This is a genomic window from Rhodococcus sp. NPDC055112, from assembly GCF_053607505.1.
On sequence record NZ_JBSGTR010000001.1, the window covers coordinates 219019 to 232669 of the forward strand.

Below are 13651 nucleotides of genomic sequence, written 5' to 3' on the forward strand. Positions count from 1 at the left end.
GTAGATTCGCGCGGATGCGCGATCAATTCCACCCACCGCGGCACTGGCCGCTTGCCGTTGCCGCCCTGATCCTCGCCGCCGGGATCCTCGCGTTGTTCGGCCCGTCCGAGGTCGCGACCAACCCGGTGTTCGGCGCCTCGACGTCGCTGTACCGACAGGTCGACGCCGTCACCAGCTCGTGGCCGAGCGAGATGGGCACCCTCACCGAACTGGCGGCGGAGGCGCTGTTGTTCGCGCTCGCGGCCATGCTCGCGGCGGCGCTGTGGTGGGGTCGCGGCGACACCAACACCCTCGCGGTCGGGCTCGCCGGCGGCGCGGGTGCGGCGGCGTCGGCGCTCGCGACGCTCGCGGTGAAGTCGGTGGTCACCGAGGAGCGGCCGTGCACGGCGGTCCCCGGGGTGCACGCCCTCGCCGAGTGTCCGCCGATGGGGGACTGGTCGTTCCCGAGCAACCACTCGGGCATCGCCGCCGCGCTGGCGGCCGCGGTGGTGCTCGCCTCCTACGCCGCGCGTCGGGTTTGGCTGTGCGTGCTCGCCGCCGCGTCGGCGGTCGTGGTCGCGATGCTGCGCGTCGTCAGCGGCGTGCACTACCCCCACGATGTCGCGGCCGGCCTGGTGTTCGGCGCGTCGATCGTGGTGGCCGTCGCGATCGTGCTGACCCCGGTGACCGCGCACCTGGTGCGGCGGGTCGGGCTCGGCGGCAGGGAGCCCGTGCGCGGTTAGCGAGTCTGTGGACTCGGCAACCACGCACGGGCGCGCAGCGCCTTTGCTAAGCCGAGCATCTCGTCGACATCGGTGATCTTGACGCGCGGCCGACCGGATGCGGCGCCACCGGCGCGCTCGGCGGCGTCGATCGCCTGCCAGCCGCGGTAGTCGATCCGGGCGGGCTGGCGCTGCGCGACCAGCTTGGTCAGGTCCTTGCGGGTGCCGACCGGTCGGCTGAGGCCGCCGGACTGGAAGTCCTCGAGCAGCCCGCGCACGGTCTCCTTGGCGCAGGCCTTGTTGGTTCCGATCACGCCCGACGGTCCGCGCTTGATCCAGCCGGTGACGTAGACGCCGTCGACGGGCGCACCCCCGGCGGAATCGAGCACCCGGCCGTTGTCGTTGGGGATGGTGCCGCGACGCTCGTCGAACGGGACGCCCGCGAGCGGCCGCCCGCGGTAGCCGATCGAGCGCAGGACCAGGGACGCCTCCAGCGTCTCGGAGTCCGCGGTCGGCCGGGCGCTCGGCGCACCGTCGTCCCCGGCGACCAGCTCGTTGCGCGCGACGGTGACGGCCTCGACGCGGTCGGCGCCGAGCAGGGCCGTCGGCGAGGCCAGGTAGCGGAAGACGATCCGCTTACGACCGGGAGTGCTCGTGCGTTCGGCGAACTCGCGGGCGAGCTGCACCTTGAACTCGGTGGACGGTTCGTACTCGCCGCTCTCGAGCAGGCGGGCGCTGAGCTCGTCGAGCTCGAGCTCGGCCGGGTCGATCACCACGTCGACGTTCTCGAGCTCGCCGAGGGCGAGGAACTCGGGGGTGGAGTACGCGGCCTGGGCGGGCCCGCGACGCCCGAGCAGCACCACCTCGCGGATGTTGCTGTGGCGCAGGGCCTCCAGCGCGTGATCTGCGATATCGGTCTCGGCGAGCTCGTCGATGTCCATGGTGAGCACGCGGGCCACGTCGATCGCGACATTGCCGTTGCCGACGACGACCGCGCGCTCGCCGGACAGGTCGAACTCGCGATCGGCGTAGTCCGGGTGGCCGTTGTACCAGGCCACGAACTCGGTGGCGGCGTGGCTGCCGGGCAGGTCCTCGCCCGGGATGTCGAGTCTGCGGTCGGTGGAGGCGCCCACCGCGTAGATCACCGCGTGATGGTTGGCCATCAGCTCGGCGTGGCTCAGGTGCTTGCCCACCTCGACGTTGAGGTGGAACTGGAAGCCGGCCTTGGCCGCCGTCCACTCGAACGCGTCGGTGATGACCTTGGTGCCGGGGTGGTCGGGCGCGACACCCGCGCGGATCAGCCCCCACGGGGTCGGCAGCTTCTCGAACACCTCGACCTCGACGTCCGAGTGCACGAGGAGCTGCTCCGCGGCATACGACGCGGCAGGCCCCGCGCCGACGATGGCGACGCGCAGGGTGCCGAGATCGACGCGCTTGGCCTCGGTCGGTTGGAGGGGCTTCCAGCCCTCCTGCAGCGGGTACTTCTCGTAGTAGTTCGCGTTGATCTCCGCGTATCGCGCGTCCGCCTCGGAGAGCTGGTCCGCGGGGAAGATCGCGGCGACCGGGCAGGCGTCGACACAGGCCCCGCAGTCGATGCAGGTGTCCGGCTCGATGTACAGCATCTCGGTGGTCCTGAACTGCGCCTCGTCCGGCGTTGGGTGGATGCAGTTCACCGGACAGGTCGCAACGCAGGAGGCGTCGTTGCAGCACGCCTGGGTGATCACGTATGCCATGAGAGTCGTTCCTAGGTGCGGGAGCTGGGGCTGCGGGGTGGATCGCCGGTCGGTTCGCTGGACCGCGCGATCAGAGCAGGTTGACCCGCTTGTAGAGGCGCCTGGACGGGCCTCCGACGAGGCCGGAACTGTCGAGGAACTGCATGAGCTTGGTGCCCGACGTGCGGACCTTGTCCTTGTAGTGCGCATTGGACTTGGCCTCGGCGATGGCGCGCTCGGGGTCGAGGCCCGCATTCGCGTAGACGTCCTTGCGGATCATCGACTTCATCACGAAATAGACGACGACGGCGGTGTTGAGCCGCTCGATCTGCAGGCGGGTCCAGCTCGCGCCCTGCAGGCGGCGGCCGACCTCCTCGCGGGCGAAGCGGATGTGCCGGGCCTCCTCGAGGACGTGGATCTTGCTCACCGTGCGGGTGACGGGCTGCACCCGCTCGTCCTTCATGAAGTCGCGCTGCATCATGTCGAGGATCTCCTCGGCGGCCATCACGCTGGCGTACGCGTTGGCGCCCTTGAAGAAACCGCCCCAGATCCGGCCGAGCTTGTGGATGACGGGGTGCGGGCCATAGCTGGGCATGCCGAATCGCTCGCCCGCCCTGGCGAACATCACCGAGTGGCGGCACTCGTCGGCGACCTCGGTGAGGGCGAACTGCACGTGCCGGGTGTGCTTGTCGCGGCCGTAGACGTCGCGTAGCAGCATCTGCATGAGCAGGATCTCGAACCACAGGCCGACGCTGGAGACGCTGGCCGCCTCGTGCTTGGTCAGCTCGACCTTCTGCTCGAGGGTCATCTCGTCCCACAGCGCGGTGCCGTAGAGGGTGCTCCATTCGGGGGTGAGGCCGTACTTGTCGTCCGGTACCGGGGCCTCCCAGTCGACCTCGATCATCGGGTCGTAGGACTTGCGGGCGGAGGAGGCCAGCAACCGCTTCGCCGTCTCTTCGCGGTCGGAGATCGCGGGGCGCTGCAGCGGCATCGCGGTTGTCATTGGCCGTCCTCCATTTGTGTGACACCGAGTAACAGGTACTGCGACTGTACATCTACCCCCGTGGTGTGACAACTGTCACCGGACAGCCGTCCGGCGGGACGGAGTTTGGCTCACCAAACTTCCTGATATGGTCTAGCGAACTAGAGTGGTGGATGCGCGGATAGACAAGGGGGGACGGCGTTGTCAGTTGACGAGCTCGGCGTCACGACGCCGGAGCGCGCGCCCAGGCGTACCGGCTCTGCCAAGGGCCGTCTCATCGCGCTGGCGGGGCCCGCATTCGTCGCCGCGATCGCGTACGTCGATCCGGGCAACGTCGCCTCGAACCTGACCGCGGGCGCCAAGTACGGCTACCTGCTTGTGTGGGTGTTGGTGCTGGCCAACGCGATGGCCGTGCTGGTGCAGTACCTCTCCGCGAAGCTGGGCCTGGTCACCGGGCGCTCGCTCCCGGAGCTGCTCGGCGACCGCCTCCGCCCCGCCCAGCGCAAGGCATTCTGGGTCCAGGCCGAGCTGGCCGCGGTCGCCACCGACCTCGCCGAGGTGATCGGCGGCGCGATTGCCCTCAACCTGCTGTTCGGGGTGCCGCTGCCGCTCGGCGGCCTCATCACCGGCGTCGTGTCGATGGCGATCCTCGCCACCCAGAGTCGCGGCCAGCGGACCTTCGAGTTCGTCGTGATCAGCATGCTCGCGATCATCACGCTCGGCTTCGTCAGCGGGCTGGCGTTCACCGACGTGTCGGGCGGCGAGGCGCTGGCCGGGCTGATGCCGCGTTTCGAGGGCACCGAGACGGTGCTGCTGGCGGCCAGCATGCTCGGCGCCACCGTGATGCCGCACGCGATCTACCTGCACTCGGCGCTCGCGCGCGACCGACACGGACGCGACATCGAGCCGGGCAGGCTGCCCCGGTTGCTCAAGGCCACCAAGATCGACGTCGTCGGCGCGCTGATCGTCGCGGGCTCGGTCAACATCGCGATGCTTTTGCTGGCCGCGTCCGCGCTGCGCGGGATCGAGGGCACCGACACGATCGCGGGCGCGCACGCGGCCATCTCCAGCGCCCTCGGCCCGGCGGTCGCGATGATCTTCGCGATCGGCCTGCTCGCCTCGGGCCTCGCGTCCACCTCGGTCGGCTGCGCCGCGGGGGCCGAGATCATGTCGGGTCTGCTGCACTTCCGGATCCCGATGCTGCTGCGTCGGACCCTGGTGCTGATCCCGGCGCTGGTCGTGCTGGCGATGGGCGCCGATCCGACGCTGTCGCTGGTGATCAGTCAGGTGGTGCTGAGCTTCTGCATCCCGTTCGCGCTGGTGCCGTTGGTGCGGATGACCTCCGAGCGTGGGCTGATGGGTGAGCACCGCAACCGGCGCGGAACCACCGTCGCGGCCTGGGCGGCGACGGCCGTCATCGTCGCGCTGAACCTCGCGCTGCTGGTGCTCACCGTCACCGGCGCCTGACGACCGCCCGCCGGGGACGTAGGTCCACCACGCCGAGGCTGACGGCGGCGATCACTCGGGTTCGACCGCCGTGACCAGTTCCGTCGGTGCCGCCTCGGTATCGGTCGCGGCGGGTCGCACGCGGCCTGGGGCCCAGATGCCGACGAGCAGCGCCGACACCAGCATCACCGCGGCCAGCACATACGACGAGTGCGACATCCCCGCCATGAAGGCGTCGCGAGCGAACTCGGCGAGCTGCTCGCCTTGCGGGCCAGCACGTTTCGCGACCTCGAGCGCCGACGCGAGTGACGCCCCGACCGGATCCTTGGCGACCTCCGGCACCGCGGCGACCGCGGGCGCGATCTCGCGGCTGTAGGTGGCGGCGAGCAGGCTGCCCGCCACCGCGATGCCGATCGCCGCGCCGACCTCGCGCGCGGTGTCGTTGACCGCGGACGCGACGCCCTGCTTGTCGTCCGGGGTGTTCTCCATGATCGAGGTGGTGGCCGGGGCCGAGCACAGGCCGAGGCCGGTGCTGAACATCAGCAACGCCACCACCGCCTGGCTGTACCCGCCGTCGACCTCCAGTCCGCCGAGCAGGATCAGGCCTACCCCGGCCAGCGCCAGTCCACACAGGGCCAGCACGCGCTGGCCCACCCTCGGGATCAGCCACGGCGTGATCGCGGAGACCGCGACCATCGGAACGACCATGGGGGCCAGGGCGATTCCGGCCTGCAGCGGGCTGTAGCCGAGCACGAGCTGCATGTACTGGATGACCAGGAAGAACAGCCCGAAGGAGGCCAGGAACTGCAGCGTCAGCGAGGCCGCACCCGCACCGAACCCGCGCACGCCGAACAGTCGGACGTCGAGCAGCGGATGTGCGTGCCGCATCTCGACGACCGCGAACGCGACCGCCGCCAGCAGTCCGCCGACCACGGCGAGCAGCACAAGGGGGTCGAGCCAGCCGCGGGCCGGGCCCTCGAGCAGGCCGAGCACGACCAGTCCGACGGCGGCGACGGCGAGCGCCGCGCCGAGGAGGTCGAACGGCGGCGAGTCCTCTTCTCGCGACGACGGCACCGTCCAGGCGATCGCGAACAGGGCGACCGCGGCCGCGGCGAATCCGACGAAGATCGACTGCCACTGCCATTTCTCGAGCAGCAGGCCGGACACCAACAGTCCCGCGATCCCGCCAGACGCCGCGACACCAGCCCAGATCGCGACGCCGCGGGAACGCTGCTCGGGGGGGGAAGCTCGCGGTCAGCAGGGACAGGGTCGCGGGCATCACCAGTGCCGCGCCGATTCCCGCGATCGCCCGCGAGCCGATCAGCCATTGCGGGGAGTCGAGCCAGATCGGCAGCGCGGAGGCCGCCGCGAAGATCAGCAGCCCGACCAGGAGCACCCCGCGACGGCCGTACCGGTCGCCGAGCGCCCCTGCGGGCAGCAGCAGTGCGGCCAGCGTCAGGGTGTAGCCGTCGACGATCCAGGTCAGTTCGCTCTGGGTGGCGCCGGTGTCCAGCGCGAGGGCGGGCAGCGCCGAGTTCAGTCCGGCGGCCGCGGCGATGACCATCGCCACCGCCGAGCACACCACCGTCAGCGTCCATACTTCTCGTAAGGACATCTTGGCCTTGGCGGACTCGGTCGAACGGTTCATCAGCGCCTCCGGAGGAGAAAACAAGACTGTCAGTATCGTTTGAAGACGGATGGTTCCACAACCCCGCGATCCCGCGGTCAATGGAGGTGACATGGGCGACGAGCCCGCCGATGCGGCCGAAACCGATTCCCGCGAGGACCCGCGCAAGGTCCGCTCGCGGGCTCGACTGCTCGACGCGGCCACCGCGCTGTTGGCCAAGGGGGGCACCGAGGCTGTCACCATCGACGCGGTGACCAGGGCGGCGAGGGTGGCCCGCGCGACGCTGTACCGGCATTTCGACAGCGGAACCGAACTGGTCGCGGCAGCGTTCGGTCGGCTGATCCCACCGGCCGCGACGGTGCCGGAGGGCGGTGACCTGCGGGGGCAGCTCATCGCACTGCTCACGGACCAGGCGAGGCTGATCGAGGCAGCGCCGATGCAGCTGACCGCGCTGTGCTGGCTGGGGATGGGGCCCGGCCTCGACGAGCGGGCGGCCAAGGACGGCACGGGCGGTGCCGATCGCCCGGAGTTGCGGTCGCTGCGCGGCCAGATCGCCGAGCAATACCGGACGCCGTTCGACCGGATCTTCGCGAGTGCGGAGGCAAGGACGCTGCTCGGGGACACCGACTACGAGTTGGCCCTGGCGCAGCTCCTCGGGCCGTTGGTGTTCACCAAACTCGCGACGCTGCGGCCGCTCGGCCCGGAGGCCTGCGCGCGGATCGTCGACGACTTCCTGACGGCCCGCGTGTCGGCGGGACAATCCTCCACCCCCTAAAGGCTGGGTGCCGACGCAGCCGCGGATCTATGATCGAAGGCACCCCACGGCTCGATCGTGAGGCCCAGCCGACAAAACCAGTCGATCATCAATGGTGAGATGGGGCCGAGACATGACGACGACAGACGTCCGGAGGGGACAGACGATGTTGAAAAGACTCGCAGTGCTATTCGCCATGGCGGCGGCCATGCTCGCCCTCGTCGGCGTCGGTCCAGCGGCAGCCGCCGGTCCAGCGGTGCTGGGAGGTGGATCCGGGATCATCGTCGGGGGTGAGGCCTTGTGCACGCTGACCACCATCGGGCACGACGGAGCGGGTCGACTGGTCGGTATCACGGCAGGGCACTGCGGTGAGCCGGGCATGGCAATCGCGTCCTCGCACAACGAAGATGCCGGCATCGTCGGCCACATGGTCAGCAAGAGCACCCAATGGGACTACGCGGTGATCGAGTTCAATCCGGCCAAGGTGACCCCGGTCAACCGGGTCGGTGGCGTCACCATCACCGGCATCGGCGCACCGGCCAACTTCCCGGACATCGTGTGCAAGGAAGGCCTCCGCACCGGCAACACCTGCGGTGTCACGTGGGGTGACCTGGTCCAGACCCACGAGACGTGGACCCAGATGTGCGTTATCGAGGGTGACTCCGGAAGCCCGGTTGTGCGAGGCACTACCCTGGTCGGCATGGTCAACGCCTACGTGGGATTCGCATGCATCGGACCGGAACTCGGCACAAATATCGATGTGATCATGGCCGACATCAACGCCCAGGGTGGCGTTGGCGCTGGCTATCGCCCGATCTAACCCGGAATGCCACCACGTAAGCGAAGCGGCGACGGCCTCACCGCACAGAACCTGATCGAGCTGACCGAGGCACTCGCCGCGGGGAAGCGTGCCACCGTTTATCTGATCGAACCCACACCGAGCCTGAACCTGGCTGCGGGCTGTTCCGCGCGGGTCCTCTCCGTGCAGGGCACCACGCTGATGCTGCGGCCGAAGGGCGTCAACGACGAGTTGCCGTTCGAGGCCGACGAGCTCCGGCTCACCCGGAGCCCAGCGGTACAGGCAAAGGCGAAGGGCGCCAAGGCTGTACCCGCGAAGGCTGCTCCCGCCAAGGCCGCACCGGCGAAGGCGGTACCCGTGAAGGCCGCGGTCCCGGCGAAGGCCGCGCCGCCGGCGGCCGCACCCGCGGCACCCGCACCCGCAACCACCCCGACCCGACCGAAGGCGCCAGTGACCGCACCGAAGACCCCCGCATCGATGACGCTGGTGCCGAAGCCGGAGACGGCTCACCCGGACGGACCGGCCGCCGCGCAGGCGAAACGTGCACGCCGGCCGAAGGATCCGGCGAGCGTGAGCGTCACCCTGCACGCTGAGGCGGGCAACGAGTGGACGGTGACCGTGACCCACGGTGAGCGTCGCCCCGGCCGCGCGGCCCCCGTGTCGGCCGATGCGGTGGAGCGCGCGGTGCGCGAGCTCGGTGATCCCGCCGCGGAACAGGCGGTCGCGTCCGTGCTCAGCGCGGCCCGCGATGCCGCCGCAAAGCGGGTCGAGGAACTGAGCAGGCAGCTCGCCGAGGCGCAGAGCACGCTGGCCGCGCTCGGCGCCGACGGCGCCTGATAGATCGGCGATCGACGTAATCTGATTGGATCGTCGCTCGCACACTGCGGGGTCAACTGCGATTCAATTCATCGAATAGCGTTGCTAGGGACCTAGTTCCTTGAGCTGGAGAGCAAGTACTTGCGCCCGCGTTCAAGGATCGACGTCGTGACCGCTTCATGTTTCGCGATCCTATCGAGCATTACTTCGCCGGTTCGACTACCGTGACGCTGATACTCGTTTTGCACGATCTTGAGCAGTGTGAATTGCAGGCTTCGGTCCAGTTTAGCATTCTCTAGCTGCGCGACGTCCGAGCCGCTTGGTTTGTTTTTCCGGGTTAGGGCGATGGTTGTGAGCATTGTCAAATGGTATACAAAATCCTGACTCTGAAACCGCGTGTCTCGATTCGCTTTCAGAAAGCCCTCGTTGGCTCTCAGCATCTTGATTGTTGCCGAGTACATCCGGATTGGATGATTGGGGTCGAAAAGAAGATCATAGAAATCCTCTTCAAAGATTTTTGACAGACTTCCCCGGGCGACGTGGGGTGCTTGCCCCAGCGCGGACAGAAGCGCTTGACCCATTTGGTCTATCGATACCAATCGATCCAACGGAGTTCCCTGGTTTTGATAGTGCCGTCGCCTGCGTTCGTAGTACAGGCCCTGTGTCGATAGGTGTTCCTCGATCTGGCGCTGGACCTTGTCGGTGGCACGCAGCGCACTGGGGCCCAAGGACGTCTGACTGTTTGTCGCTCGAATGATTCTGTCGCGGACTCGATCGTCTTGAGCCTGAATTACCTTAATTAGGACACTGCGGAATTCATCTTCCGAACCTGGGCTCTTGCTCCGTTTGTAGATTTCGTTGGAAGTTTGAAGTCCGTTCACAATCTGCGGTGAGTCGAGTTCCAGTAACTTGTTCGCTGGTTGTACGCGGGAAGCTACGATCGTCACTCCATTGTTCAGCCACCAGAAGTCGACTTCTCGGTCCTGCTGTTCGAGAGTTGACTGAATGCTCCTGTTGACGGAAGTGTCGCCTTCATAGTCGCGCACGTTGGCGTCGAACAGGGAGGCATCTAGTTCACCATTGTCGCCGGTGATGAATTTCTCGTAGTCGTTTAGTTTGACGACTGCAATGTATCCGCCGGCTGTATCCGTCGAGATAGGATTCTCGGCGAGTGACAGAGACCGTGTCGTGGTCGGCCGATCCCTGGCCATGTCGGCGAGTGAAGCGGCATCGACAAAGTCGATCTGTGAAATGCACCCACTGAAGCATGACTTTATGGTTTCTGTGAGAATTCTTGATTTCTCGATGGTGCCCGGATGGACATGATCGGCCTTGAGTGCTGCGAAGCTCACAAATATGCGAAGTGAAGGCATCTCAAGGTTTCGGTATGCGTCAAGGAATCGCCTCGTGGTTTCGATGACCCGGGGATTCAGTGTGCGCGCGAGGATGCTTTCGTCGCGGTTGAAGTCAAGCAATCGGGGTAGTGTAACGATTAATTTGTCGATGGCATCTTCGCCAAATCCTGATGCGTTCTTTACCTGGAATAAAAATAGATCAAGTTGGGCATTTCTTCCCAGGGCAGATAGTGGGACATCATCGCGAATACACAGGGTGTTTGCGAAAATGTAGATTCCATCCAGGCCCCCATCATGATGACCATCGACTACTCCTTCTAGAAGGTCGTCGTGGGTAGGCTTGTAGTGGCGCAGGTAGTGCTTCGCAGTGAAATAAGTTTCGTATTCAGCTCGCGGGCGGTGGGGGTCGATCCGCTGATGGTCCTGATCAATCATGTTCTGAAGTAGAACTACATCGTTGGCGCTCATCGTCCTCCGAACCTGGTGCTGTGCTGTCAGCCGATCACTCTATGGCAGTTTGCTCAGCCGGTCAGTCGACCACGCGAACGCGGCATGGGTTGGTTCGCATGGATGCCGATTTCTGCAGTGGAGTGAGGGTTGACCCTTGCCCGAGTTTGATCGCTGCGGAAAGCAGTCGAGATGGCGCAGACAACCTTTCCTTCGGGGACTACCGTGCAAGATTTCTGCCAGAATCATGGACAGAAGGTCGTCCTGTTCAAGATTGGTGAAGCAAGGTGGCCGGCAGACATGCAGCAATCGGAGGTAACTCGATGCCCGTGCCCCAGAGCGTCTCCCAGCTGTTCTCGCTCGACTCGCTGCTCGCCGAGGAGGAGCTGGCGATCCGGGACACCACCCGCCGGTTCGCCTCGGAACGGATCCGCCCGCACGTCGCGGGATGGTTCGAGGCAGGCACGCTGCCCGCGCGCGAGCTCGCGGTCGAGCTCGGCGGGATGGGGCTGCTCGGCATGCACCTCGAGGGCTACGGCTGTGCCGGGATGAGTGCGACGGCCTATGGGCTGGCCTGCCTGGAGCTCGAGGCGGTCGATTCGGGGATCCGGAGCCTGGTGTCCGTGCAGGGGTCGCTGGCGATGTTCGCCATCCACCGCTTCGGCTCGGAGGAGCAGAAGCGGCAGTGGCTGCCCGCGATGGCCGCAGGCGAGGCCCTCGGCTGCTTCGGGCTGACCGAATCCGACTTCGGCTCCAACCCCGCGGGAATGCGTACTTCCGCCCGGCGGGACCGCGGCGACTGGGTGCTCAGCGGCACCAAGATGTGGATCACGAACGGATCGGTCGCCGACGTCGCCGTGGTGTGGGCACGCACCGACGACGGCATCCGCGGGTTCCTGGTCCCCACCGACAGCCCCGGCTTCTCCGCGCCCGAGATCAAACACAAGCTGTCGCTGCGGGCCTCGGTCACTGCGGAGCTGGTACTCGAGGACGTGCGGCTGCCCGAATCGGCGATGCTGCCCGAGGCACGCGGGCTGTCGGGACCGTTGAGCTGCCTCGGCGAGGCACGGTTCGGCATCGTCTTCGGTGCGCTCGGCGCCGCTCGCGACTGCCTGGAGACCGCGATCGACTACGCGGGCAGCCGCGAGGTCTTCGACAAGCCGCTGGCCGCGTTCCAGCTGACCCAGGCGAAGCTCGCCGACATGGCGCTCGAGCTCGGGAAGGGGCAGCTGCTGGCGCTGCACCTGGGGCGGCTCAAGGACCGCCACGAGTTGCGGGCGGAGCAGGTGAGCCTCGGCAAGCTCAACAGCGTCCGCGAGGCCATCGCCATCGCCCGCGAATGCCGGACCATCCTCGGCGCCAACGGCATCACCCTCGAGTACCCGGTGCTGCGGCACGCCAACAACCTGGAGTCGGTGCTCACCTACGAGGGCACCGCCGAGATGCACCAACTGGTGATCGGTCAGGCCCTGACGGGCGAGTCGGCCTTCCGGTAGCCGCGGCGGGCCTTGTGCTCGCTCTCGCGGACGCGCACGCTGATTCAGGGGGCCGTGAGGCGAGCGGAGCCGGGCATGGACACTGAGACGAGCGAGATCGCACCGGATGTCTACCGATTCTCGACCTACGTCAGCGACGCCAACCTGGTCATGAACCAGTACCTGATCGACGGCGACGAACCCCTGCTGTTCCACATGGGCCAGCGCGCACTGTTCCCGTTCACCTCCGCTGCGGTCGGCCGGGTGCTCCCACTCGACCGGCTGCGGTGGATCGCGTTCGGCCACGTCGAGGCCGACGAGTGCGGGTCGATGAACTCGTGGCTGGCGGCCGCGCCCCACGCGGAGGTGGCACACGGCGCGCTGAGCTGTTTCGTCCAGGTCGACGACCTGGCGGACCGGCGGCCCCGACCGCTGCAGGACGGCGAGGTGATCGAGGTGGGCGCTCGGCGCGTGCGCCACATCGACACCCCGCACGTGCCGCACGGGTGGGACGCCTGCCTGGTGTACGAGGAGACGACGTCGACGCTGCTGTGCGGAGACCTGTTCACGGCGTTCGGCCGGCATCCCGCCGTCACCGAGAGCGAGATCGTCGGCCCCGCACTGGCGGGGGAGGAGATGGGTCACGCGACGGCGCTGACCCCCGCCCTCGGCCCGACCATCAGGGGACTGGCCGACCTCGCGCCCCTGACCCTCGGGCTCATGCACGGACCCGCGTTCACAGGGGATTGCGCCTGCGCGCTGCGCGAGCTGGCGGCGGCCTACGAGGAGCGCTTCGAGGCGGAGGGGGAGCGAGTGCGCGGGCAGGGGTGAACGCGGCAGCTCGCGGCCGGGTCGGTCAGGCGGTGAGCGCTTCGTCGACGGTCCGGTACCCGATGGGTTCGCCCCCGAGCAGATCGAGCCGCGCGTGCAGTCCGGACCGCACGGCGGGCCATTCCGCGTGGAGCACCGAGTAGATGGCGGTGTCGCGCCACGCGCCGTCCGCTCTTCGCTTGTCCCGCCTGTGTACTCCCTCGAGCACGGCGCCGAGCCGCTCGATGGCCGAGCGCGAGCGGACGTTCGCGGCATCTGCCTGGATCTTGACCCGGCCGAAGCCGCTCCCGAAGGCGAGGCCGAACAGCAGGAGCTTCGCCTCGGGATTGACCGCGCTGCCCCAGACCCGGGGGTCGTAGGCGGTCCAGCCGATGTGGGCGGATTCGGTGGCCTCGTCGAAGTCGCCGAGGGAGGTGGTGCCGACGAGGGCGCCGTCGTGCGCGCCACCGCGGATCCGGACGCCGTAGACGTTGCAGCGGTCGAACTGCAGGTACTCCCTCGCCCAGGCCAGGAAGTCGTCCCGGTCGGCCCGGTAGCCCGCGCTGCCGCCGCCGAAGCCTCCGGCGAACACCCGGGGGTCTGCGATCGCCGTGCAGAGTTCGGGAAGGTCTGCGGGAGAAAGGGGTTCGAGACAGATGTACCGGCCGCGGAGGGGCGCAACCGGGGGTCGTACTGCTGGCATGGGCCGCAGTGTGCAGGCCTGAGG

At 67.6% G+C, this 13651-nt stretch carries 12 protein-coding genes and 1 pseudogene; 8 read left to right on the forward strand and 5 right to left on the reverse strand.

Annotated features, from left to right (window positions below; genetic code table 11):
- The first annotated feature begins 14 nt into the window (after nucleotides 1-14).
- On the forward strand, nucleotides 15-722 hold the full coding sequence (locus tag ACWFRB_RS01035) for a phosphatase PAP2 family protein (protein WP_452638164.1): 708 nt from the start codon (nucleotides 15-17) through the stop codon (nucleotides 720-722).
- On the opposite strand, the gene ACWFRB_RS01040 is transcribed toward ACWFRB_RS01035, so the two are convergent.
- Both ACWFRB_RS01040 and ACWFRB_RS01045 read right to left on the reverse strand, forming a co-directional pair.
- Complete coding sequence (locus ACWFRB_RS01040; RefSeq protein ID WP_452638166.1) at nucleotides 719-2434, reverse strand: FAD-dependent oxidoreductase; 1716 nt, start codon at nucleotides 2432-2434, stop codon at nucleotides 719-721. The two genes, ACWFRB_RS01035 and ACWFRB_RS01040, sit on opposite strands and share 4 nt — an antisense overlap.
- 70 nt (nucleotides 2435-2504) lie before the next feature.
- Complete coding sequence (locus ACWFRB_RS01045) at nucleotides 2505-3416, reverse strand: AurF N-oxygenase family protein (protein ID WP_452638167.1); 912 nt, start codon at nucleotides 3414-3416, stop codon at nucleotides 2505-2507.
- Between the two features lie 180 nt (nucleotides 3417-3596).
- Here ACWFRB_RS01045 and ACWFRB_RS01050 point away from each other — a divergent pair, with 180 nt between their 5' ends.
- The gene (locus ACWFRB_RS01050; protein ID WP_452638168.1) at nucleotides 3597-4862 is read left to right on the forward strand and encodes an Nramp family divalent metal transporter; all 1266 of its coding nucleotides are present in this window, start codon (nucleotides 3597-3599) and stop codon (nucleotides 4860-4862) included.
- A 51-nt stretch (nucleotides 4863-4913) separates the two neighbouring features.
- Here ACWFRB_RS01050 and ACWFRB_RS01055 read toward each other — a convergent pair.
- A pseudogene (locus ACWFRB_RS01055) lies at nucleotides 4914-6405 on the reverse strand (MFS transporter).
- Here ACWFRB_RS01055 and ACWFRB_RS01060 point away from each other — a divergent pair.
- From ACWFRB_RS01060 to ACWFRB_RS01075, 4 genes are all read left to right on the forward strand, one after another.
- On the forward strand, nucleotides 6347-6532 hold the full coding sequence (locus ACWFRB_RS01060) for a hypothetical protein (protein WP_452638336.1): 186 nt from the start codon (nucleotides 6347-6349) through the stop codon (nucleotides 6530-6532). The pseudogene ACWFRB_RS01055 and the gene ACWFRB_RS01060 overlap by 59 nt on opposite strands.
- A gap of 48 nt (nucleotides 6533-6580) precedes the next feature.
- Nucleotides 6581-7243, forward strand: a complete 663-nt coding sequence (locus ACWFRB_RS01065; RefSeq protein WP_452638170.1) for a TetR/AcrR family transcriptional regulator — start codon at nucleotides 6581-6583, stop codon at nucleotides 7241-7243.
- 145 nt (nucleotides 7244-7388) lie between these two features.
- Nucleotides 7389-8042 (forward strand): serine protease, encoded by a 654-nt coding sequence (locus ACWFRB_RS01070; RefSeq protein WP_452638172.1) that lies wholly within the window; start codon nucleotides 7389-7391, stop codon nucleotides 8040-8042.
- Between the two features lie 6 nt (nucleotides 8043-8048).
- Nucleotides 8049-8858: a translation initiation factor gene (locus tag ACWFRB_RS01075; RefSeq protein ID WP_452638173.1), complete on the forward strand. Its 810-nt coding sequence runs from the start codon at nucleotides 8049-8051 to the stop codon at nucleotides 8856-8858.
- Between the two features lie 92 nt (nucleotides 8859-8950).
- Here the strand turns inward: ACWFRB_RS01075 and ACWFRB_RS01080 are convergent, their stop codons facing one another.
- Nucleotides 8951-10660, reverse strand: coding sequence for an AIPR family protein (locus tag ACWFRB_RS01080; RefSeq protein ID WP_452638174.1), 1710 nt, complete (start codon nucleotides 10658-10660; stop codon nucleotides 8951-8953).
- 302 nt (nucleotides 10661-10962) lie between these two features.
- Here ACWFRB_RS01080 and ACWFRB_RS01085 point away from each other — a divergent pair, with 302 nt between their 5' ends.
- Both ACWFRB_RS01085 and ACWFRB_RS01090 read left to right on the forward strand, forming a co-directional pair.
- The gene (locus ACWFRB_RS01085; RefSeq protein WP_452638175.1) at nucleotides 10963-12135 is read left to right on the forward strand and encodes an acyl-CoA dehydrogenase family protein; all 1173 of its coding nucleotides are present in this window, start codon (nucleotides 10963-10965) and stop codon (nucleotides 12133-12135) included.
- A 75-nt stretch (nucleotides 12136-12210) separates the two neighbouring features.
- A complete protein-coding gene (locus tag ACWFRB_RS01090) occupies nucleotides 12211-12945 on the forward strand; it encodes an MBL fold metallo-hydrolase (protein WP_452638176.1) in 735 nt (244 codons plus the stop codon).
- Nucleotides 12946-12970: 25 nt separating this feature from the next.
- Here ACWFRB_RS01090 and ACWFRB_RS01095 read toward each other — a convergent pair whose 3' ends face one another.
- Nucleotides 12971-13627, reverse strand: coding sequence for a GNAT family N-acetyltransferase (locus ACWFRB_RS01095; RefSeq protein WP_452638177.1), 657 nt, complete (start codon nucleotides 13625-13627; stop codon nucleotides 12971-12973).
- Nucleotides 13628-13651: the final 24 nt, after the last annotated feature.

Coding starts and splice junctions, on each gene's coding strand:
- ACWFRB_RS01035 (WP_452638164.1), top strand. CDS start 15: ATGCGCGATCAATTCCACCCACCGCGGCACTGGCCGCTTGCCGTTGCC.
- ACWFRB_RS01040 (WP_452638166.1), bottom strand. CDS start 2,434: ATGGCATACGTGATCACCCAGGCGTGCTGCAACGACGCCTCCTGCGTT.
- ACWFRB_RS01045 (WP_452638167.1), bottom strand. CDS start 3,416: ATGACAACCGCGATGCCGCTGCAGCGCCCCGCGATCTCCGACCGCGAA.
- ACWFRB_RS01065 (WP_452638170.1), top strand. CDS start 6,581: ATGGGCGACGAGCCCGCCGATGCGGCCGAAACCGATTCCCGCGAGGAC.
- ACWFRB_RS01070 (WP_452638172.1), top strand. CDS start 7,389: ATGTTGAAAAGACTCGCAGTGCTATTCGCCATGGCGGCGGCCATGCTC.
- ACWFRB_RS01075 (WP_452638173.1), top strand. CDS start 8,049: ATGCCACCACGTAAGCGAAGCGGCGACGGCCTCACCGCACAGAACCTG.
- ACWFRB_RS01080 (WP_452638174.1), bottom strand. CDS start 10,660: ATGAGCGCCAACGATGTAGTTCTACTTCAGAACATGATTGATCAGGAC.
- ACWFRB_RS01085 (WP_452638175.1), top strand. CDS start 10,963: ATGCCCGTGCCCCAGAGCGTCTCCCAGCTGTTCTCGCTCGACTCGCTG.
- ACWFRB_RS01090 (WP_452638176.1), top strand. CDS start 12,211: ATGGACACTGAGACGAGCGAGATCGCACCGGATGTCTACCGATTCTCG.
- ACWFRB_RS01095 (WP_452638177.1), bottom strand. CDS start 13,627: ATGCCAGCAGTACGACCCCCGGTTGCGCCCCTCCGCGGCCGGTACATC.